Below are 22392 nucleotides of genomic sequence, written 5' to 3' on the forward strand. Positions count from 1 at the left end.
CAGGATGTCGCTCGGATGAGGGGCATTCGGGCGGGGCAGGTCGGTCGCGTAAGTGTGCGTGACCGCACCGTCCTAAAAAAGAAGAGTTAGGTCCAACAAAGTGCGCCCCCAAGGTGAAGACTGCTGCAGGTGTACCGTCAGGCGACACGGTGGCTGGTTGTCTGCGATATTCGGACCTGCGTGCGGAAATAATCCCGGAAAGCGGCCATTGCCGGCGTGAACTCGACATCCTTCCGCCAGACGAGTCCGACCTCCATCGGCGGAATTCGCACGTCCAGATCGACGGTTTCCAACCGTCTGCCTTCCAGGGACCATGGTCGGTACACCATATCCGAAAGAATGGTGATGCCGTGGCCGTTGGCCACCAGGCTGCGCACGGCTTCGATCGAAGATGTCCTCAGCCTGACCCGTGGCTGGAAAGGCGTCTTGGACCAGTAACGCATGGTGGTATGGGCCGCTTCGTCAACCGTCAACATGACGTAAGGCTCGTTGGCGACGTCGTCGAAAGTGACCTTTTCCCGCTCGGTGAGCTTGTGGTGGGAAGGGGTCCATAGGCGCCTTGTGGAGCTGATGAGCGTTTCCGATGCGATTTCCGGATTTGTGATGTTGGAGGTCAGAGCGACCCCAATATCGAACCGGCCGGCGATCAATCCCTCCTCGATCGTTTCACGGGTCATTTCATGGATGCGAAGCTCTAGGCCGGGTAAGGTGCGGGACAGCCTCTCCATATGGGCGGGCAGGAAGTAGCCGATCACGGTATAGGATGCGGCGACTGAAAGCGCTCCGGCAATCCTCGGTGAAGCCGGTATGAGGAGCGCTTCTTCGACTTTTGACAGGATTTCATAGCTGGAACTCAGGAATCGGCGACCGATATCGGTCAGTTCGACACCGCTGGTGGAGCGTACGAACAGGTCTGCACCCAGCGTCTTTTCCAGTTCCTTGATCGCTGTGGTAACCGCCGATTGTGAGATCGACAACTCGATCGCAGCGCGGCTTACCTGCCCGAGCTCGGCCGTTGCAATGAAATATTTCAGATGGCGAAGATTGAAGGACATAACCACTCGATGTTTTTGAATTCTTGGTTCATTAATATCAGAAAAACAGATAATGCAAAAATATCGTACATGCATATTCAAGTGGCATAATTAGAAAAGGTAGAAAAACCAGTTAAATAGAATGAAATCGCACGAGCCAATATCGGAAAAATAGATTGTCGGCCTCCAAAAAAATGAACTTTTTAATCTCCAAAAAATATGCGGCAATTTCCCTGCCGGGCGTCTTGCGTGTGTCCATCTGACGGACCTGACGCCACCCAGAAACGGAAGACACGGGGTTTTCCGATACCGGAGTGCCTTCGGGCCAGATGGAGATGCATCAGGATGCCGCTCAAATCGGTCGATCTAAACTGCGATATGGGCGAAGGCTTCGGCCACTGGTCCTATGGCGACGCGCCTGACGAAATGCTTATGCCAATCATCAGCTCGGCCAATGTGGCGACCGGGTTTCACGCAGGCGATCCGAATCTCATGGACTCCGTCGTGCGCATGGTCGGTGAATTCGGCGTCGGGCTGGGCGCGCATCCCGCATATAACGACCTTCAGGGGTTTGGCCGGCGGGCGATTGCGGCAAACCCGGATGAACTCGTCAACGATATCCTGTATCAGACCGGAGCTTTGCGCGAATTCGGACGGCGATACGGTATTCCGCTCCAGCATGTGAAACCTCATGGCGCGCTCTACATGACGGCTGCGGCGGATGCGGAGCTCTCCCGTATTCTTGTTGAGGCTCTCCAGCGTACGGGCCCGGAACTCTACCTTTATTGCATGGACATTTCCGAAACCTACCGGATCGCCCGTGAGGCCGGGCAGCCGGTTGTGCGCGAGTTTTACGCGGACCGGGATTATGACCGGAGCGGCTCTATCGTCTTTGCGCGCAAGATGCGCCGGCTCGATCCGGAACAGGTTGCGGAAAAATGCGTTCGCGCCTGCCTGGAGGGCAAAGTGAAGACGGTTGACGGCGACGACATCGAGATCGAGTTCGAGTCGATCTGCTTCCATTCCGATACGCCGGGAGCTTTGGCAATCGGGACCGCCGTGCGCGAAGCGCTGATTTCAAACGGCGTGAAAATTGCGGCTCCAGGCCGCTGACATTCAAAGACCGGACAGAGGTAATCCGAACTATGGCAAAACAGATCCGCTCCCCCTTGCCTGGCATTTTTTATCGCCGTCCGGCGCCGGACCAGCCGCCTTTCGTCGAGGACGGCGGGTCGGTCGAGGCCGGGACCGTTGTCGGGCTTGTCGAGGTGATGAAATCGTTTCACGAAGTCGTGGCCGAAGAAGCCGGAACCAATGTGCGTTTCGTGGCGGAAAACGAACAGCCGATCACCGTAGGTGTCGTCCTGGCGGAAATGGACTGATCGATGGATCTCTCGGGTCGCAAGCTGTTCATTGCCAACCGGGGTGAAATCGCCGTGCGTATCAACCGCGCTGCGAAATCGCTCGGCATGACCGTTGCCCAGGGATATTCCGAAGCCGACGGCGACATGCTGGCCGTGCGCCTTGCCGACCAGGCAGTAGAGATCGGTCCGCCGCATGCAACCAAGTCCTACCTGGATATCGTCCGTGTCGTCGAAGCCGCAAAATCCGCCGGGGCGGATGCGGTACATCCCGGCTACGGTTTTTTGAGCGAAAACGCCGAATTTGCGGCGGCGGTTGAAGCTGCCGGCATGATCTTCGTGGGGCCATCCGCCGAGACGATCGCCCGGATGGGGGACAAGGCCAAGGCGCGCGAGGCGGCAGAAGCCGCCGGCGTCCCGATAGCGCCCGGCAGCGACGGACGGGTCGAGACGGTAGAGGACGCAATCGAGGCTGCCAAGGGAATCGGTTATCCGTTGATGATCAAGGCGGCTGCAGGCGGTGGCGGGCGCGGCATCCGTGTTGCCGATAACGACGATGATCTCAAACGTCTCGTGCCCCAGGCGCGATCCGAAGCCGAGGCGGCCTTTGGGGATGGAGGCCTCTATCTGGAGCGCATGATTGCCCATGCCCGGCATGTAGAGGTCCAGATCCTCGGCGACGGACAGTCGGCGGTGCACCTTTTCGAGCGCGAGTGTTCGCTTCAACGGCGGCGTCAGAAGGTCTGGGAAGAAGCGCCCGCCGCTTGTCTGCCGCAGGCAACGCGGGAGAGGATCTGCGCCGTCTCGGTCAGGTTGGCGGAAGCCGTCGGGTACCGCGGCGCCGGGACCCTTGAATATCTTTACGACCCGGAACGGGACGCGTTCTACTTCATGGAAATGAACACCCGGATCCAGGTAGAGCATCCGGTGACGGAAATGGTGACCGGGGCCGATCTGGTTGCCGAAATGATCCGCATCGCCTTTGGCGAACCGCTGCGGTTCGAGCAATCCGGGATCGCACTGTCCGGTCATGCCATCGAGGTCCGGGTCAATGCGGAGGATCCGGCAAGCAATTTCATGCCCTTCCCCGGAGTGGCGCAGAAGATGCGGGTTCCGGAGAATGTTCGTTTCGACACGATGCTCTACGAGGGCTATGCGATACCGCCCTTCTACGATTCCCTGATCGGCAAGCTGATCGTTCACGGCTCCAGCCGCGAGGAGGCTCTGCAGAAATTGCGCGAGGCCCTGGCGGAAATGGAGATCGAGGGTCTGAAGACCACGCTGCCTCTTTACCGGGCGCTGGCCGACGACCCCGATGTTCAGGCCGACAACACAACCACCAAGTTTCTCGAGGCATGGCTGGAAACGAATGCCATCAAGGCCGCCTGAGCGCGGCGTGCCCAACCGCCGCCCCCGGGGCAAGGAGTGACACGCGATGAAGACACGCTATTCATACGGCGGAGACGAACATATCTTCGTCGAAGTCGATGAGGAAATGTCCCTGGACGCCTTCTTCAAAAGCCTTTCGATTACCAACGCGGTGCGCGACAGCGCCATTGAAGGCGTCACCGAAATCTGTCCGGCGAACGCGTCGTTTCAGATCAAGTACGACCCGGACGTGATTGCGCCGGAGGACCTGCTGGCCAGGCTGAAGTCGCTGGAAAGTGCCGCGGAGACCGCAGAGAAGCGGATCAGCACCCGGATTGTCGAAATCCCGGTCTATTACAACGATCCCTGGACCCATGAGACACTCATGCGCTTCCGCGACCGGCACCAGGATCCCTCCGGGACCGATCTGGACTATGCGGCGCGCGTCAACGGATACGAGACGGCGGAAGACTTCATCGTCGCGCACCATTCGAGCCCCTGGTTCGTTTCGATGGTGGGGTTCGTGTCCGGCCTGCCGTTCCTCTATCAGCTGGTCGAGCGGGAGCGGCAATTGCAGGTGCCGAAATACCTGCGCCCAAGGACCGACACGCCGAAACTGACCGTCGGATACGGCGGATGCTTCTCCTGCATCTATTCGGTGCGCGGCGCCGGCGGGTACCAGATGTTCGGCATCACGCCCATGCCGATCTACGACCCGACACAGGAAGTCAATTACCTCAAGGACTTCATGGTGTTCTTCAAGCCCGGCGACATCGTCAAGTGGAACCCGATCGACAGGGACGAATATGACCGGATCTGTGCGGAGGTGGAGGCAGGAACCTTCACACCGCGCATGGCGGAGGTCGAATTCGACCTGGAAACCTTCAACGCGGACATCGATGGCACCAACCGCAAGCTGATGGAGGCTCTCTATGGCGCTTAAGGTTCTAAAGTCGGGGCTTTTGACCACCATTCAGGATCTGGGCCGGCCGGGCTACTTCCATCTCGGCATTCCGATGGGCGGTGCGATGGATCGCATGGCTTTGAGGTCGGCCAATCTTCTGGTCGGAAACGAAGAGGACGCCGCGGCGCTCGAAGCGGTGTTCGTCGGGCCGGAACTGGAGTTTACCGCCGACGCCACGATCGCCGTGACCGGCGGTGAAATTCCGGTCAGGATCGACGGCGAAGAAAAGCCCTGTTGGACGGCCCTTGCTGTCAAGGCCGGTCAGAAACTTTCCTTCGGCTTCCTGACTTCAGGGGCACGGATCTATATCGCAGTTTCCGGCGGCATCGTGACACAGCCTTATCTGGGCTCCCGGTCCACATATGCCATCGGCGCGCTCGGCGGTGTTGACGGTCGGGCAGTGGCTGCGGGTGATGAACTGCCGGTCGGAACGCCCAAGAACACGGTCCAGGCGGGCACATCGGTGCCCGAGTCCCTGCGCCGGAAGACCGGCACGCCGACGGAGTTGCGCGTGCTGCCGGGCCTGTACTGGCACCGCATTACGGAGGCCGCGCAGAAGGGGTTTTTCGAGGACGAATGGATGGTTGCGCCGGAAGCCGACCGGATGGGCTATCGTTTCAAGGGAGGGCGGCCGCTGGAATTCGTCGAACGCGAGCAGCCCTTTGGCGCCGGATCCGATCCGTCCAATATCGTGGACAGCTGTTATCCTTACGGGTCGATCCAGGTTCCGGGAGGGACCGAGCCGATCGTTCTGCACAGGGATGCCGTTTCCGGTGGCGGTTACTTCATGATCGGCACCGTCATTTCTGCCGATATGGACTTGATCGGGCAACTGCAACCTCATATGCCAGTCAAGTTTGTTCCTGTTGACATGGAGGCCGCACTTGCGGCCCGCGCCGACCGCAAAGCTGCAATGGGCAGAATACGTACGGAGCTTGCCGGTGGATGAATGAATTGGGTCCAGCCCTGAGCGACAAGCCGGTTTCGGCGCCGGCGGTGAAGCGCCGCCGTCCGGCGCTCCGGGTGCTCGGTACGTCCGTCACGCAGCTTCCTGCGATCAAGGCGGCGGCCGAGGAAGATCTCGGGCTGGAACTCGAACTCATCACCTTGGACGGCACGGAAGCGCAGCGTCGCGGCGCCCTCCATCCCGAAAGTTTCGATGTCTACGACCAGTGGTTCCACGACATCGACCTGATCTGGCCGACCGGGTCGATCCAGTATATCGACATCAACCGCATTCACAGGTGGGACGAGATCAACGCCCTTCCAAAGACGGGTAGACTGAAACCGGAGTTCAGCCGCGCGCGCGGCGGCGATCCGGCCAAACGTCTGTTCGTTCAGTTGGACGGATCGCTGGGAGACATGGCGTCCGAGCGTATCTCGATGGTTCCGACGGTGCATAATGCGGACAGTTTCGCGGTAATCGGTGCGGAGGCGGAATCCGTGACGAGCTGGGCTGCGCTACTGGATCCCGCCTGGTCGGGCCGGGTTGTCCTGCAAGCAGACGCGGCGATCGGCAGTCTCGATATGCTTCTCGCCCTGGAAGCGCGGGGAGAACTGCAGACACGGGACCTCGGCGATCTGACCCTTGAGGAGATCGATTCCCTGATCGCAAAACTCAGGGCCTACCGCGAGAAGGGACATTTCAAGCGGTTCTGGAGCGATGAGGACGAAGCCATCGAAGCAATGATGGAAGAGGGACCTATCATCGGGTCACTATGGTGGTCGGGTGTCACGAGGTTGCGGTCCATGGGCAAGGAAGTCTCCATGGTCACGCCCCAGGAAGGGTATCGCGGCTGGTTCGGCGGTCTTGCCCTGTCGGTCCATGTCGACAAGTGGCTCAAGGACGCGGCCTACGACTATCTGAACTGGTGGCTTGAGGGGCGCCCCGGCGCAATCATGGCAAGGTGCGGAGCCTACATGGCAAATCCGGATGCGGTTCGCCCCTATCTCGACGACGCGGAATGGGATTTCTGGTACGAGGGAAAACCTGCGGCCGAGGACATCCGCGGTCAGGACGGGTCCGTGATCTTCAGCCGCGGCTCGAGACGCGAGGGCGGATCCTACCAGCAGAGAATGTCACGTGTGGCGGTCTGGGATGCCGTTATGAACGAGCACAATTATCTCGTTCGCCGCTGGGACCATTCTCTGGATGGACAAGGCTGAATTTTCCGACCCGGTTGCGGGAGGTTTTCCCTTATTTCAGTGTTTCAGCGGCTTCAGATAGGCAGGCAAGTCCGGTTCCGGAAACACCGACATGGCCATGAGGCGCTGGCGGGTGCGTTCCGCAGAAAGCCTCAGATGCTGCTCCAGAGCATCGGCCGCGGCCGCATAGGAGCCGCGCTTGATGAATTCCAGAACAATTGCATGCTCCTGGAGCCCGACGACGAAAGGCCGGGAACCGATCACATGCGCGAACACGCTGTTGACTACCAGCGCGATCTGGCTTTGCCGGATCATGCGGAGCAGATGTGTGTTCGGTGATTTCTCAAGGAGACGAATATGGATGTCGGTTTCCAGTTCCTCGATCGTCGCGCTGTTCAGACGCTGCCCGGACTTGAGGGCTTCGCTGGTTCGTGTCCACATCGCCTCGATAATGCGCGGCTTCGTCACCGGTGCGCTGTCAAGCAACGCCAGTGGTTCGAGCTTGCTGCGCACGGCGAAGTAGTTTGCGATGTCCCGTGCTGTGAGCGGACCGACGATCCAGTGTGACCTCAAATCCTTGCGGACAAGGCCCCGGTCCTGAAACCGGGATAGCAACTCGCGAACGACCGTACGGCTGACGTCGTAGTGGTCGGCGACCGCCTGTTCGTTGATGAGGAACAGGCCGAACGGGAGAGCAAGGGAAATGTTGCTCTCGAAATCCTTCGCGATCCGTTCCGCCGTGCCGGGGCGGGGTTTGATCGGCTGATCCGCCGAAAGACCGAGCGTTTCATGTGTCAGGGCGATTCGTTGCGGCTCGGCGGCAGAGTCCGGCCCCACGAGAAAGCCGCGCCCCTCGAAGCGCGACAGGAGGCCTTGCTGCTGTAGTTCGTTCAAGGCCGTTCGGACAGGCGTGCGGCTGGTGCCGAACAGGCGCGCGACCGGATCTTCGGTCAGCACGGTTCCGTCGGTGAGGAGGCCCTGTTCAATGGCGTTCTGAAGAGCATTCTTGATTTTCAGATAGCGCGGCTCAGGGCGGCCGTTATCGTAGACGACAGCGTTTTCATTCTCGGTCTTGTCCATTCGCTTGCCTTGTGTCACCGCGCTTTGTCCCTTTAAGAATAAATGTATTTTGTAATCAGAAGTGCAAAAAATTGCTGCAAAATAAGGCTTTTGTGCTCAAATATGCAGCTTAATTGGCTTTTTTTCCGATTGATACGGTTTTCACTTTGACTTTTGGGTACAAAGTACATTTCATAGTTACGTTCCTTCGTATGAACAAGACATCGAGACCCGCACTTCCATGATGGAACTAATCCGCCTCACCAAAGCGTATAAGGGCGTTCCCGCAGTCCGGGACGTTTTCCTGATCGTCCGGGAAGACGAGTACCTAACGCTCCTGGGCCCCTCCGGCTCAGGAAAGACAACTTTGCTTCGCCTTCTCAGTGGACTGGAGAAGCCGGATGCCGGGCAGATACATCTGAACGGTGAAGATGTCACCTATCGGCCTCCCCATTTGCGCGGGCTTGGAATTGTTCAGCAGAACTATGCCCTGTTCCCGCACATGAGTGTCGAGGACAACGTTGCCTTCGGGTTGCGGTACCGGCTGATCGATCCTGTCACAGATGAGGGGGAAGTAAAACGACGGGTCGCGGAAACCCTGGAACTGGTCGGTTTGACCGGATTCGAAGCGCGCATGGTCGGCCAGATATCCGGTGGGCAGAAGCAGCGCGTGTCGCTTGCGCGAACCCTCGTGACCCGCCCAAAGATCTGTCTTCTCGACGAACCGCTCGGCGCGCTGGATGCAAACCTGCGCGAACGGATGACCGTGGAGCTGCGCAAGATCCGCGAAACGCTCGGCGTGACATTCCTCCACGTGACCGGAAACGAAACGGAAGCCCTGGCGATGGGCGACCGGATGGTTGTTCTGGACAAGGGAAGCATCGTTCAGGCCGACCGGCCGGACGTCATCTTCTCGATGCCTTCGGACGTCCGGGTTGCGCGGTTCGTCAACACCTATAACGTTCTGGAAGGAGCGGTCCGGGACGGCGAATTCCAGTCGGCCGGTCAGGCCATGACCCTGCCGGAATATGCCCGCGGCAGCGAAGCGGGCTTCTACGCAATCCGCCAGGATGCCGTCGAGATCAATGCCGCAGGCACGGTTCCGGGGCCCGGACGCACGGGTCTTCAGGCGACCTATATTGCGAGCGAATTCCTGGGCAGCCGCTTTGCTTACATCTTCCGGATGCCGAATGGCGGCGTCTTCGAGGTGGAACGGCATCTGAGCCACTCCGATCCGGTCACCTACAAGGGGGGCGAGGCCTGCTCGCTTTCCTGGAACCTTTCCGATGCGCTGGTCTTCGACCCGTCCGGCGCCGCTCTTGAAACCACTGTCTTCAAAGGAGCCGCATAATGGACGGGGCTGCCGTCGATACGCGTCTTGCTTCCGCTGCCCCGTCCAGGGACGGGTCCGGCTTTTTCCGGCGCCACGGACATCTGCTGCTGCTGGCGCCGGGGGTGATCTGGATGGTTCTGTTCCTGATCGTTCCGCTGGCCATGATGGTCTATGTCAGCTTCTGGACGCAGACGACCTTCGCGATCAAGCCGGATCTGACGCTCAAGTCCTGGGCGACATTCTTCGCATCCGAAACCTATTTCGGGGCTCTGCTCAGAACCTTGCGGATCTGGTTGACCGTTCTCCTGCTGACCTTTCTTTTCGGCTACCCGACCGCGCTCTATATCGGCCAGTTCGTGAGGAACAAGACCGTCCAGACGATCCTGCTGGTTGCGTGTGTCATTCCGTTCTGGACGTCGTTCCTGATCCGCGTCCTGGCCTGGCGGCCGATGCTCGGCAAGGAAGGGGCGATCAACATCGTCCTGCAGGGCCTGGGCATTATCGATCACCCGATCGAGGTTCTTCTGTTCACCGAGCTGTCGGTGATCATCGGCATGGTCCAGATCTATGTCGTGTTCATGGTCGGCCCGGTCGCTTTCATGCTCGCGCGGATCGATGACAGCCTGTTCGAGGCCGCGCGCGACCTCGGGGCCTCTCCGATGACGATCTTCCGCAAGATTACCTTTCCCCTGAGCCTGCCGGGGGTCGTCGTTGGAGCCATTTTCGTTTCGGTCATGGTGCTCGGCGAGTTCGCCACCGCTTCGGCTCTGTCGGGCCGGAAGGTCAACCTGCTCGGCAATATCATCGTCACTCAGGTCGGTTCACTCAAATGGGCGTTCGCCGCCGTGATCGGCGTTGTCCTGACGGTTGTCATGGCGACCGTGATCACCGCGCTGCTGCGGGTTGTGAACCTGCGCCGCGAGCTGTGAGGGAGATCCTGGAACCATGAATCAGAATGCTGCCATCCGGACTTTGCTCGCACTCTACACGGCCCTGTTCCTCGCCTTTCTCTACGGTCCCTTCGTCGTCATGGCGATCATCAGCTTCCAGCAGGGACCGGAAGGCGGCCCGCAGTTCCCGATCATCGAGTGGTCGACCTTCTGGTACAAGCACGTGCTTGGTTTCGCGCCGCCGTCCCGCGTGGCGCCCCTGCCGATCGGCGAGGCGCTGACCCGTTCGCTGACGCTGGCCTTTGCGACCATGGTCGTCTCCACGGTGCTCGGCACTCTGACGGCGCAGGCGTTCCGCAGCCAGTTCAAGGGCTCCGGCTTCGTCTTTTACCTGGTGGTCCTCGGCATGATGGTACCAGGGGTTCTGCTGGGGCTCGGCATGGCCCTGGTGGCCGACCAGTTCGGTATCGACCGCAACTGGTGGAGCACCGCCTTCGTCCTGCACGTGGTCTACACCTATCCCTTCGCCTTCCTCGTCATGCTCGCGATCTTCAACCGCTTCGACAAGTCGATCGAGGAGGCCGCCTGGACGCTTGGCGTGCCTCCGGGAAGAACCTTCCGGAAAGTGACGTTCCCGATGATTTTCCCGGGTGTTCTCTCCGCCATGCTGTTCGCGTTCACGCTCAGCTATGACGAGTTTCCCAGGACCCTCTTCACGGGTGGCCGGGAGGTGACCATGCCGATTGCGATCTACGGCACCTTCGCGGTCGAAATCCACCCGAACCTCTTTGCCTTCGGGGTGCTGACGACGCTGTTCTCCTTCGCGCTTCTCACGATCTACGGCGTGCTGATGAGCATGTCCGTGCGTCGGGCCCGTCTGCGGGCGACCGGCCTGCAGGAGGATGTGGCATGAGCCGGCTCAAGCATCATCGGGCAGTCGTCACGGGTGCCGGGGCCGGTATCGGACGGGCAATTGCCCAGAGGCTGGCCGAAGAGGGCGCGAAAGTTGTCGTCAATGATCTCCTGGCCGAAAGCGCCGAGGCAACGGTTGCCCTGATTTCAAAGGCAGGCGGTACAGCCATCGCTTCTCCCGGAGACGTCAGCAACCCGCAGGACGTGGATCAGGCCTATCGGCTCTGCGAGGACACCTGGGGCCACTGCACGCTCGCGGTGAACAACGCCGGTATCGTGCACCAGGCCCGACTGGCGGAACTGGACCTCGCCGACTGGGACCGCATGATCGCCGTCCACCTGCGCGGGTGTTTCATCGGCTGCCGGCGGGCCATCGGTCCGATGCTGGAGGCCGGTGACGGCGTGATCGTCAATATCGCGTCCCAGCTCGGCCAGATCGGCGGCATCGAACTCACCCATTACAGCGCGGCGAAGGCCGGGATCATCGGTCTGACCAAGTCGCTCGCGCGCGAAGTCAGCGCGCAGGGTGTGCGCGTTAACGCCGTCGCTCCTGGTCCGATCAATACCGAACTGGTGCGCGCCCTTTCGAAAGACTGGCAGGCCGCGAAGGCGGCGGAGCTGCCACTCGGACGTTTTGGAGAACCTGAGGATGTCGCCGCCACGGTCGCGTTCCTCGCCTCCGATGACGCGAAAATCTACGTCGGCCAGACGCTTGGGCCGAATTCCGGCGACGTGATGCTTTGAAGGAGAAGAACGGCATGAAGACGGTTTTGATCACGGGAGCCGGTATCGGGATCGGTCGGGCGACGGCAAAGGCCTTTGGTGCGGCGGGTTATCGCGTGATCGTGACGGACGTCCTGCCGGACGAAGGCGCGTCGGTCGTCGAAGAAATCTCCGCGGCCGGCGGGACGGCCGAGTTCCATCCGCTCGATGTGACGTCGACGGAGGCCGCCAATGCGGTCGTTGCCATGGTGGAAGCCAATTACGGCGCGATCGATACGGTGGTCTGTAATGCCGGCATCGCTCACAAGGTGCCGCTCGATGAACTGAGCGACGAAAAATGGGACCATACGTTCGACGTCGATCTCAAGGGAATGTTCCGGGTCATTCGCGCGGCCGCGCCCAAGATGCGCGCAGCGGGAACCGGTTCCGTCGTCTGTCTGTCGTCGATCATGGGCGTTGCCTACGGCTGGGACGAGCATGTTCAGTACTCGTCCGCGAAATCCGGCGTTGTAGGTATGGTTCGGGGTCTTGCGGTCGAACTGGCGCCGTCCGGCCTCAGGGTCAACGGTGTCGCGCCCGGCTATATCCGCACCGCTCAAGCTCTTTCCGAAAAACATTCTCTCGGCCCGGAAGGTCTGGCGCAGGCCGCCGACTTCATTCCGATGGGCCGTGTCGGTGAAGCCGAAGACATCGCCGACGTCATCCTTTTCCTCGCTTCGGACGCAGCCCGGTACCTGACCGGTCAGGTTGTGACCGTTGATGGAGGATTGCTGGTCGGACGCTACTGAAGGCGCCGGCCTGGAGGTGGTCTCGAAAATACCAAACAGAGGGTAACAGACATGGGACAACTTAGCATAAACCGCCGCCGTTTCCTTGCATCGGCCGGCGCTCTCGCCGGAACCGCGACCTTCATGCGTCCGGGCATGCTGCGGGCACAGGAACTGGCCAGCCAGGAACTGCGCACGGTCGGCCTGTCCGTGACGGTGCAGGAACGCATTCTGAACGACTTCAAGGCAAAATCCGGCGTAGGCGCCGTCTCCGGCAAGGCGGATATTTTCCCGAACACGCAGACGGAACTTCTGTCCGGATCCGACGCCTACGACTGCTGGGAAACCATCGGCGAGCGTCTGCCGGCGATGACCGTCACGAAGACGATCAAACCGATCGATACGGCCGACCTGAAGAACTGGGACAGCATCCGTCCGATCTTTACCGAGACGGATCCCAAGCTGCCGGCATCTGCCCAGATATCCGGACAGATCTGGGCGGACGAAGCCAAGACGAAACTCTGGATGGTTCCGACCGTCTTCAACTTCGACTCCATCGGCTATCGTCCGGACCTGGTCAGCGCCGAGGAAGCCAACACCTGGACGTCTCTCTTCGACGAGAAATTCAAGGGCAAGACCGGCCTCAACGTCGATCCCCTGATTGCCTTTGGTCAGGCGATCCTGGCGATGAATTCGCTGGGTCTGCTTGACGTCAAGAACCCGGGCAATCCGAATGCCGAGGAAATCGATGAAGCGGCCAAGTTCCTTGTGTCCAAGAAGAAGGATGGTCAGTTCCGCGCCCTTTGGGGTGACTTTGGTGAACTCGTCAACCTGCTGGCTTCCGGCGAAATGATCCTTGCCGACGCCTGGCAGCCGGCCGTGATGGCGGTGAAGGCGCAGGGCATCCAGTGTTCCTATGCCGTTCCGAAGGAAGGCTACCGGGGCTGGGCCATCGGTATTTCCGAGATCGCGAACACGCCGAACGAGGAAGCGGTCAAGGCCTATGCCGACTACTGGCTCTCCGGTCCCCCGGCCATCACCGTGTCCGAGCAGGGCTACTACTCGCCGACCACCAAGATCAAGGACGTCATGGATCCCGACAAATATGCCTTCTGGTACGAGGGCAAGCCGTGGGTCGGTCCGGAAGAACGCGGCATCAAGGAAGGCGACCTGCGCGACGGCGGGTCTCTCGAAGAGCGTGCGTCTCACGTGGCGTACTGGCACCAGTGGCCGGACGAATACGATCACCTGATCGCGCGTTGGGACGAGTTCCTGAGCGCCTGACCTGAAACGACCCCTGTCCCGGGAGGAAAGTCTTCCTCCCGGGCTCCTTCCGGTAATTTTTGTTTTCTCGAGGATTGGTTCGTCATGGCCGATTACGACCTGGAGCTTGTCAAGCTTCGCAAGGTTTATCCCGGCGGTACTGTTGCCGTCGAAGGCTTCGATCTGAGGGTCGAGCGGGGAGAGTTCATCTCCTTCGTCGGGCCGTCGGGTTGCGGCAAGACGACGACCCTGCGGATGATTGCCGGGCTCGAAAGCATCAGTGGCGGCGATCTCCTGATCCGCGGCCAGAACTTCACCCAGGTACCGACGGAACGGCGTCCGACCTCAACGATTTTCCAGAATTACGCGATCTTTCCGCATATGACCGTGCGCCAGAACATCGAGTTCGGGCTGCACGTCCGCAAGGTCGCTTCAGCCGACGTGAAGAAGCGTGTGGATTCCATCATCGACAAGCTGCAGCTCGGCGATATCGCCAACGCCAAGGAAGGCTCCCTGTCCGGCGGCCAGAAACAGCGCCTGGCTCTTGCGCGTGGCCTGGTTACGGAACCGGAGATCCTCCTGCTCGACGAACCGCTGGGCGCCCTGGACGCGAACCTGCGCAAATCGATCCAGGAAGAACTCAAGATTCTCCAGCGCGAGCTGAACATCACCTTCGTTTTCGTCACCCATGCCCAGTCGGAGGCCTTGAGCATGGGCGACCGGGTCGTCGTCATGAATTCCGGCAAGGTGGAGCAGATATCAGCACCGTTCGATCTCTACACCCGGCCGAAATCGCCCTTCGTCGCCCGTTTCATCGGACGCAACAAGATCATCGAAGGCCAGCTCTCGGAGGCGGCAAACGGCCGGGCGGTGGTCAGGACCCGCTTCGGAACGCTTTCCGGCGTGCCGTCCTTCGATACGTCGACGGCCTCGACCGATGCGAGGGTTCTGCTTGTGGCTCCTTCCGAATATGTCGATATCCTGCCGGCCGGAGCGCCGCAGGACGGTGGGCAGACCGACACCGTGTCCGGCCAGGTGAGCGCGATCGATGCTGTCGGCCAGTTCGTCTATGTCACGGTCCGCCTCGATGAAGATCTGAGCATCCGCATAGAGACCCACCGGGAAAAGATCGGCCAACGCGGTATCGAAATTGGCGGTCAGGTCGACCTGCGCTGGCAGTCCGAGCGGGCGACTGTCGTCCTGGAAGCTGCGTGATTTGAGATGCAGGACGTTGACCACCTGGCGCGCCAATCAGCGGCTTCGATTGCCCGGGCGCTGGCGGCCGGACAAGCCGACCCGGTCCGATTGACCGAGCACTGCCTGGAGAAGATCGGGCAGCAGACATCTCCCGTATTCCTGAATGTGACGGCGGACCGGGCACTTCGGGAGGCGGAGGCCGCTTTCAAGCGGCTGAAAGCCGGCAATCCGGCATCGCCGCTCGACGGTGTCCCCATGGCGTGGAAGGACCTTGTCGACTTCAAGGGTGAAACCACGACGGCAGCCTCCGATATCTATCGCAACGCGGCGCCTGCCAGCGACGATGCCCCGGTCCTGGCCAATGCGACAAATGCGGGCATGATTGCCCTCGGCAAGGTCAATCTTTCGGAGTTCGCTTATTCGGGCCTCGGACTGAATCCGCATTTCGGCACGCCGTTGAACCCGCACGATCCGGTCACACCACGAGCGCCGGGCGGGTCTTCGTCGGCGTCAGCTGTTGCGGTCGCCTCCGGGCTCGCGCCCTGCGCAATCGGAACGGATACCGGCGGATCGATCCGTATTCCGGCCGCATTCAACGGAGTGGTCGGCTGCAAGTCCTCCGAAGGCCGGATTCCCACGAAAGGCGTTTTCGCACTGTCGAAGACACTCGACACGGTCGGGCCGCTGGCCCGTTCCGTTGAGGATTGCGTCCTGCTCGACATGGTTCTTCGCGGTGCGGTGACGACGCCGGTAAGGCGGATTCCGGCGGAGACTCTCAGGATCTTCGTTCCGGAGACCGTTGTCCTCGACGATCTCGAGCCTGCCGTTGCCGAAAATTTCGAAAACAGTCTGTCGCGTCTGGAGCGCGCGGGAGCGCGCCTCACCAGAGGCCCCTTGCCGGAATTCACAGAAGCGGCGCGCCTTGCCGAAGAAGCCGGATCGATCACCGCTGCGGAAGCCTATGTGGAACACCGCGACCTGGTCGACGGGCCGCAGGCGGGGCGTATCGATCGGCGTGTCGTGGCCCGCATCGAGCGCGGCAAGGCCATGTCGGCCGCCGACCTGATCAGGCTGAACAGGGTGCGTGCCGCTGGAATGGCCGCCATCGGCGACCGTCTTGACGGCGCATTCATGGTCATGCCGACGACCCCTCATGTCGCTCCGGCCATCGCGCCGCTGGAGGCGGACGATGCGCTGTTTCACAGGATCAACCTGAAAACCCTGCGCAACACCATGCTTGGAAACTTCTTCAATCTGCCCGGTGTTGCACTCCCCAACGGAACGGATGCCGGCAGCATGCCGACCAGTTTCCTGCTGTGCGCCATCGGCAACGACGACGAGCGGCTGCTGGGAGCCGCGCTCGAAGTCGAGCGCGTACTCATGGCAGCCAACTGACAACGAAATCACTGAACAAGAACTGCAAAGGATAACAGGATGATACGAGTAGGTGTGGACGTCGGGGGGACATTCACGGACATTGTTCTGGAACGGTCCCTGGCAAATACGGGCGAGCAGCAGGTTTTCGTCACCAAGGTGCCGAGCACCCTTCACGATCAGTCCGAAGGCGTGGTCAAGGGCGTGCTGCAGGTATGCCGCCTCGCCGGTGTCGAGCCCGGCGATATCGACATGCTGTTTCACGGCACGACGGTTGCCACCAACATGGTCATCGAACGCAACGGCGCCGAAGTCGGTATGCTGACCACCAGGGGCTTCCGCGACATCCTGCACATGGGCCGGCACAAGCGGCCGCACAATTTCAGTCTCCAGTTCGACGTTCCCTGGCAGTCGAAGCCGCTGGTCAAGCGCCGGAACCGGATTCCGATCACCGAGCGGATCCTGCCGCCGGACGGATCGGTGGAGGTCGGCCTGGACGAGGACGAGGTGCGCGAGGCCGCGAAACTCTTCGCCAAGCGCGGGCTGGATGCCGTCATCATTTCGTTCCTGTTCTCGTTCCTCAACGACTCCCATGAACAGCGGGCCAAGGAAATCGTCCGGGAAGTCATGCCGGACGCCTATGTTTGCGCGTCCTCGGAAGTGGTCAACGTGATCCGCGAATACGAGCGGTTCAGTTCGACGGCGATGAACGCCTATATCGGCCCCAAGACGGCGCGTTATCTCTCCAACCTGGAAAACCGGCTGAAGGAAAACGGCGTCAATGCCATCGTTCGCATCATGCAGTCGAACGGCGGCATCTCGACCGTGGAGAATTCGTCGGAGCGGCCGATCGGCCTGTTGCTGTCCGGTCCGGCGGGCGGTGTGATCGGCGGGCGCTGGACCGGCGGACACTGCTATACCGGCAACGTGATCACCATCGACATTGGCGGAACCTCCGCCGATATCTCCGTGATCCAGGACGGCGAACTGCGGATCAAGAACCCGCGCGACACGGAGGTCGCAAGCCTGCCGGTGCTGGTTCCCATGATCGACATCGACGCCATCGGCGCGGGGGGCGGCTCCATCGCCTATATCGATGCAGGCGGTGCGTTCCGTGTGGGGCCGCGGTCGGCCGGCGCGACGCCGGGGCCGGCCTGCTATGGCAATGGCGGCACGGAACCGACGGTCACCGACGCGCAGGTCGCGCTCGGACGCCTCGATCCCGAGCATTTCCTGGGCGGCGACATCAGCATCGATCCCGAGCTGGCGAACAAGGCAATCGAGGAAAACATCGCCAAGCCGCTGGGGTTCTCGGTTACCGAGGCCGCGCTTGGCATTCTGAAGGTGATCAACAACAACATGGCGCTGGCCATCAACGCCAACTCGGTCGCGAAGGGGATCGATCCCCGCAGCTTCACCCTGATGGGCTTCGGCGGTGCCGGGCCGCTCCATTCGGTGGCGCTGGGCGAGATCATAGGCGCCAAGGACGTCATTTCACCGTTGCAGCCGGGCATCACGGCGGCGATGGGCCTGCTGGTGACCGACCTGCAGTACGAATACACCCGTTCGCTCCTGGCGTTCCTGAATACCGCCGACGCGGATACCTTTGCGCGTATCAACAGCATTGCCGATGCCTTGCTCGCGGAAGCCGATGCCCAGCTTGAATCCGACGGTATTCCCAAGGAGGCGCGCCGCTTCCGGAAGGTCATGGAATGCCGCTATGTCGGACAGGGCTTCGAGCTGCGCGCCGACATGCCGGACGGTCCGCTGACCGCCGACAACGTGAAAGTGGTGATCGACAATTTCTACGATGTCCACAAACAGCAATACGGCCATGCCTTCCGCGATCAGACGACCGAGGCGGTAACAATCCGCGTAGTCGCCAATGCAGCCGTCGAGCAACTGCGCCTGCCCGACCTGCCGAAAGGCGGCCGGTCGAATCCCGAGGCTGCCCTGCTTTACACCCGCAAAACCGTCTTCGACGACGACGTTGCGGTCGACACCCCGCGCTACGACCGGATGAAGCTCGAAGCCGACGACACGATCACCGGACCGGCTTTGATCACGCAGCACAATTCCACGACGCTGGTGCCTCCCGGCCATACCGCGACCGTCCTCGGTCACGGTGACCTTCGCATCGCGCGCAACTGACACTCAGGAGATCGAACAATGACAACCGAACTCGATCCGATCACGCTACAGGTCGTCGGCGGCGCCCTGCATTCCATCGCCGAGCAGATGGGCAATGTGCTTTATCGCATGAGCTATTCGTCGATTATCCGCGAAAGCCAGGATCTCGGCGCGGGCCTTTTCGACACGGAGTACAACACGCTGTGCGAATCCGATTCCACGCCGATGCATATCGGTTCGCTGCCGGGCTACCTGCGCGGTATCGAACAGACCGTGCCGCTCGATGCCTGGAAGCCCGGCGACTGTGTGATCCACAATCACCCCTACAAGGGCGCCAGCCACTCGCCGGACATCGCTATCGTCATGCCTGTGTTCTTCGAGGGCGAGCTGGTGGGCTTTTCCGCCAACACGGCGCACCACGTCGATATCGGCGCGGCGACGCCCGGCCTGATCATCGATGTGCCTGACGTGTGGGCGGAGGGCATGCTGCTCGACGGCGTCAAGCTCTACGAGGAAGGCAAGCGCAACGAGCATCTGTGGAAATACATCCGGGACAACACCCGCGTGCCTGGACTTGTGATGGGCGACCTGGAAGCCCAGATCGCCTCGGCCGAACTCGGCGTGCGCCGGTTTGAGGAATTGCTCAAGACCTACGGCAAGGACACCGTCCTTCAGGCGACTCGCCAGCTGATGGACTATACCGAGCGCATGATGCGCCGGGAAATCGCGAAGATTCCGGACGGCGAATATTTCGCCGAAGGCTTCCTCGATGACGACGGCCGCAACCGGGACAAGACCCTGCCGATCAAGGTCTGCGTCCGGGTGACCGGCGACAGTGTCGAGATCGATCTGACCGGTTCCTCTCCGCAGGTGCCGACCGCCTTCAACGTGCCCTTTGACGGCTCGACCATGGTGGCGGCGTTTTTCGTCTTCCGGGCGATGTTGCTCGATACCTACACGACCACGGAATACGTGCCCCAGAACGAAGGCTCGTTCCGTCCGATCAAGGTAACCGCCCCGAAGGGCTGTATCTTCAACCCGATCATGCCGGCTGCGGCCGAGGCACGCTTCTGTCAGATCCAGCGCATGTCCGATCTGGTGATCAAGGCGCTGTCGCCGGTCCTGCCGGACAAGTGTACCGCGGGCAATGCGGCGACTCTTTCGTTCGCCGCCTATTCGGGCGTGCGGCCGAATGGCGAATACTGGGTGTTCCTGGAAGTGAACGAGGCGGCCATGGGCGGACGCCCGGCCTCCGACGGCCCGGACACGGTCGAGGAACTGATGCGCAACACGCGCAACAATCCCCTGGAAGACCTCGGCATGCACCTGCCGCTGATTTGCGACCGTTACGAAGTGCGCGACGACGTGCCTCCGGGCGCTGGCAAGTTCCGCGGCGGTTCCGGCGTGGTGAAATCCCAGCGTTACCTGACGCCGGGCTACATGACCCATGAATCCGACCGTCATCTCGACGTGCCGTGGGGCGTGTTCGGCGGCAAGGAAGGCGCTGTCGGCAAGATGGAAATCTACAACGCCGAACGCCCTGACGATATTCGGCAGGAGTATTCGAAATTCTCCGGCCTGCGCACGGAAGCAGGTGACGTCGTCAGCTACTTCTCGCCGTCCGGCGGCGGCTACGGCAATCCGCTGGAGCGCGATCCGCACAAGGTTCTCGACGATGTGCTCGACGGCTTCATCGGCGTCGACCACGCCAGGGAAGCCTATGGCGTCGTGCTGAAGGAAGTCGATAACGGCTACGGCTGGGATCTCGATCTGGCTGCCACCGAAGCGTTGCGGGCTCAAGCAGCAGCCTGAGCGCAGCTTGAAAAAAGAAGAGGGAAGCGGGCAGGACGCCCGCTTCCCTTTTTCTTTTCCGGGCCACGCCGGGACCGGACCTGGGTGGAAAGCAGATCAGGTCCAGTGGGCGACGGTGCGCTTTTCAAACGAGTCCCGGAACTGCTCCGTCGTCTTGGGCAGGACGTCTCCCGTTTCCCAGTCCAGGATCACGGCATGGCGGCGCACCACGTCCAGCACATCGATCTCGCCCTTCTTGTAGAGGTCCGAGACCTCCTCCGGAGCCATCCGCGCCCATCCGACGCGCTTGGACCGCAGGTCGGCGCGCAGCGTCTCGGTCGCGGGCAGGTCGATCTCGTACTCGCACAGGTCGGCGTCGACTTCCCGGATGACCACACCGTAATCCCTGGCGGCGCGTTCGATGGAAACGTAGTCGTCGATCACGTCCTCGCGCACGGCTTCCGGATCCCGTTCCAGCGGATCGCCGAACCCGCCGCCGCCGGCCGTCGGCCGGGCGAATTCATCGCCGGTGTAGACGGGGTAATCGGAAAAGACCGACCCCAGCCATTTGGAGGCGTCTTCCCCGTTCCGGCGGATCGATAGCCCGTGCGGCATGGAAGGCAGCCCCCCCTCAACGCCCCAGACCACGGCCCGTTCCCGGTCGCAGATATAGGACATGACGGCGTTTTCGCTGTCGAGCAGGACAGAGGTTTTCTGCACGCCGGTTCCGCCGCGCCACTTGCCCGGTCCGGCGCTGTCGCGCAGAATCTGGAACTCGGTCGTGCGTGTCGGATTGACCCGTTCGTTGCCTTCGTTGGGCTGCGACATCAGCCCGGTCCCGAAACAGGCGGTGGTCACATCGGAGCCGTCCTTGCCGTTGCGGCCGCCCCAGCCGCCCGGCAGCCATTCGTAGAACATGAAGATCGGCTTTTCCGGGGACCGCAGATCCCGTCCGCCGGCAAGCAGGTATTCCAGGTTGAAGGCGCAGGCAATGGCGCGTTCGGGCATGATCTTGGACCACATCTCGAAGATCGCGTTCATGATCTTCTCGAACGGCATCAGGAAGCCGGTCACGGCGACCGGCCATTCGGCGCTGACAACGCTGTTTTCGGGAGCCGTGATGCTGATCATCCGGTAAAATCCGCTGTTGAGCGGCAGATCCGGGAAGAAGGTTTTCATTCCCGCCACGACGGCCGAGAAGGTCGCGCCAGGCGCCGAATTGTAGATCGACGATATCGTCGGATGGCTCCCGGTGAAGTCATAGTGGATCCGGTCCCCTTTGATCGTCATCTTCACCCGGATCGGGATCATGCCCTCGCCGCTGCCCGGGTCTCGGTCGATATAGTCGACGGTTTCCCAGGTGCCGTCGGGCAGGGCGGCAATGCGCTGGCGGGCAGCGCGTTCCACATAGTCCTGCACCTCGTTCATGCCCTGCAGAACCTGCCCGCGGCCGTATTTTTTCACAAGGCGCAAGACCTCGCGTTCGGCGACCTGGGTAGCTTGGGCCTGAGAATGGATGTCGCCGATGATCGAGGCCGGATCGCGGGTGTTGGCAGCGATCATGCCCGCCACGTCGTGGCAGAATTCTCCGGCGCGGAAAAGGCGCACCGGGGTGATCCGTACAGCCTCGCGGAACATGTCCCGGGCGGAGACGTCGAAGGAACCCGGGACGGAGCCGCCGAGATCGGACCAGTGGCCGTTCGACTGGGAAAAGGCGATCAGCGTATCGTCGTCGAAGATCGGCCGGATCAGGCGAACGTCGCTGAAATGCGTTCCCCCCGCATAAGGGTCGTTGATTGCGTAGACGTCGCCGGGTTTCATTTCGCCTTCGAAGGTGCGGATCACGTCCTTGCAGGTGAAATGCAGCGTGCCGACATGCACCGCGATGTCCTGGTTGCCCTGGGCGACCGAATTCCCCTCCGCATCGTGCAGGCCGTTTGAGAAATCGCGGTTGTAGATCACGAAGGAATAACAGGTGCGGAGCATCTGCTCCGCCATCTGGTCGACCGCGGTGATGAAGGAGTTTTTCAGCACCTCGAACGTGACCGGATCGAGCGGGTTGGTTTCGTTGGAAGTCATGC

At 61.2% G+C, this 22392-nt stretch carries 19 protein-coding genes; 16 read left to right on the forward strand and 3 right to left on the reverse strand.

The window, feature by feature from the left end; genetic code table 11:
- Positions 1-137: 137 nt before the first annotated feature.
- Positions 138-1055 carry a LysR family transcriptional regulator gene (locus HK439_RS19595; protein WP_190293169.1) on the reverse strand — a complete coding sequence of 306 codons (918 nt, stop codon included), beginning with the start codon at positions 1053-1055 and terminating at the stop codon, positions 138-140.
- A gap of 324 nt (positions 1056-1379) precedes the next feature.
- Between HK439_RS19595 and HK439_RS19600 the strand changes: the two genes are divergently transcribed.
- The 6 genes from HK439_RS19600 to HK439_RS19625 are packed head-to-tail and all read left to right on the forward strand — an operon-like array spanning position 1380 to position 6893.
- Positions 1380-2147 carry a 5-oxoprolinase subunit PxpA gene (locus HK439_RS19600; protein WP_190293170.1) on the forward strand — a complete coding sequence of 256 codons (768 nt, stop codon included), beginning with the start codon at positions 1380-1382 and terminating at the stop codon, positions 2145-2147.
- 32 nt (positions 2148-2179) lie between these two features.
- Complete coding sequence (locus HK439_RS19605; protein WP_190293171.1) at positions 2180-2416, forward strand: acetyl-CoA carboxylase; 237 nt, start codon at positions 2180-2182, stop codon at positions 2414-2416.
- A 3-nt stretch (positions 2417-2419) separates the two neighbouring features.
- Positions 2420-3784, forward strand: coding sequence for an acetyl-CoA carboxylase biotin carboxylase subunit (locus tag HK439_RS19610; RefSeq protein ID WP_190293172.1), 1365 nt, complete (start codon positions 2420-2422; stop codon positions 3782-3784).
- Positions 3785-3830: 46 nt separating this feature from the next.
- The gene (locus tag HK439_RS19615; protein ID WP_190293173.1) at positions 3831-4706 is read left to right on the forward strand and encodes a 5-oxoprolinase subunit B family protein; all 876 of its coding nucleotides are present in this window, start codon (positions 3831-3833) and stop codon (positions 4704-4706) included.
- Positions 4696-5676, forward strand: a complete 981-nt coding sequence (locus HK439_RS19620; RefSeq protein WP_190293174.1) for a biotin-dependent carboxyltransferase family protein — start codon at positions 4696-4698, stop codon at positions 5674-5676. The genes HK439_RS19615 and HK439_RS19620 overlap by 11 nt, the downstream gene beginning before the upstream one ends.
- The gene (locus HK439_RS19625) at positions 5673-6893 is read left to right on the forward strand and encodes an ABC transporter substrate-binding protein (RefSeq protein ID WP_190293175.1); all 1221 of its coding nucleotides are present in this window, start codon (positions 5673-5675) and stop codon (positions 6891-6893) included. Before HK439_RS19620 ends, HK439_RS19625 begins: the two co-directional genes overlap by 4 nt.
- A gap of 36 nt (positions 6894-6929) precedes the next feature.
- On the opposite strand, the gene HK439_RS19630 is transcribed toward HK439_RS19625, so the two are convergent.
- Entirely contained in the window at positions 6930-7952 is a 1023-nt protein-coding gene (locus tag HK439_RS19630; protein WP_190293176.1) for a GntR family transcriptional regulator, read from the reverse strand.
- Between the two features lie 223 nt (positions 7953-8175).
- On the opposite strand from HK439_RS19630, the gene HK439_RS19635 reads away from it, so the two are divergent.
- From HK439_RS19635 to HK439_RS19680, 10 genes are all read left to right on the forward strand, one after another.
- Entirely contained in the window at positions 8176-9282 is a 1107-nt protein-coding gene (locus tag HK439_RS19635; protein WP_235988031.1) for an ABC transporter ATP-binding protein, read from the forward strand.
- Positions 9282-10193, forward strand: coding sequence for an ABC transporter permease (locus HK439_RS19640; protein ID WP_190293178.1), 912 nt, complete (start codon positions 9282-9284; stop codon positions 10191-10193). The genes HK439_RS19635 and HK439_RS19640 overlap by 1 nt, the downstream gene beginning before the upstream one ends.
- A gap of 16 nt (positions 10194-10209) precedes the next feature.
- Complete coding sequence (locus tag HK439_RS19645) at positions 10210-11067, forward strand: ABC transporter permease (RefSeq protein ID WP_190293179.1); 858 nt, start codon at positions 10210-10212, stop codon at positions 11065-11067.
- Positions 11064-11810: an SDR family NAD(P)-dependent oxidoreductase gene (locus HK439_RS19650; protein ID WP_190293180.1), complete on the forward strand. Its 747-nt coding sequence runs from the start codon at positions 11064-11066 to the stop codon at positions 11808-11810. The genes HK439_RS19645 and HK439_RS19650 overlap by 4 nt, the downstream gene beginning before the upstream one ends.
- 14 nt (positions 11811-11824) lie before the next feature.
- Positions 11825-12577, forward strand: a complete 753-nt coding sequence (locus HK439_RS19655) for an SDR family NAD(P)-dependent oxidoreductase (protein ID WP_190293181.1) — start codon at positions 11825-11827, stop codon at positions 12575-12577.
- Positions 12578-12628: 51 nt separating this feature from the next.
- Positions 12629-13840 (forward strand): ABC transporter substrate-binding protein, encoded by a 1212-nt coding sequence (locus tag HK439_RS19660; RefSeq protein ID WP_190293182.1) that lies wholly within the window; start codon positions 12629-12631, stop codon positions 13838-13840.
- Between the two features lie 84 nt (positions 13841-13924).
- On the forward strand, positions 13925-15034 hold the full coding sequence (locus HK439_RS19665) for an ABC transporter ATP-binding protein (RefSeq protein WP_190293183.1): 1110 nt from the start codon (positions 13925-13927) through the stop codon (positions 15032-15034).
- Positions 15035-15040: 6 nt separating this feature from the next.
- Entirely contained in the window at positions 15041-16411 is a 1371-nt protein-coding gene (locus HK439_RS19670) for an amidase (protein ID WP_190293184.1), read from the forward strand.
- A 39-nt stretch (positions 16412-16450) separates the two neighbouring features.
- Positions 16451-18541, forward strand: a complete 2091-nt coding sequence (locus HK439_RS19675) for a hydantoinase/oxoprolinase family protein (RefSeq protein WP_190293185.1) — start codon at positions 16451-16453, stop codon at positions 18539-18541.
- A gap of 18 nt (positions 18542-18559) precedes the next feature.
- Entirely contained in the window at positions 18560-20332 is a 1773-nt protein-coding gene (locus HK439_RS19680) for a hydantoinase B/oxoprolinase family protein (RefSeq protein WP_190293186.1), read from the forward strand.
- Positions 20333-20428: 96 nt separating this feature from the next.
- Here the strand turns inward: HK439_RS19680 and HK439_RS19685 are convergent, their stop codons facing one another.
- On the reverse strand, positions 20429-22390 hold the full coding sequence (locus HK439_RS19685; RefSeq protein WP_190293187.1) for a hydantoinase B/oxoprolinase family protein: 1962 nt from the start codon (positions 22388-22390) through the stop codon (positions 20429-20431).
- Positions 22391-22392 lie beyond the last annotated feature (2 nt).

The organism is Roseibium aggregatum (genome assembly GCF_014692675.1).
GTDB classification, from domain to species: Bacteria; Pseudomonadota; Alphaproteobacteria; order Rhizobiales; family Stappiaceae; genus Roseibium; species Roseibium aggregatum_C.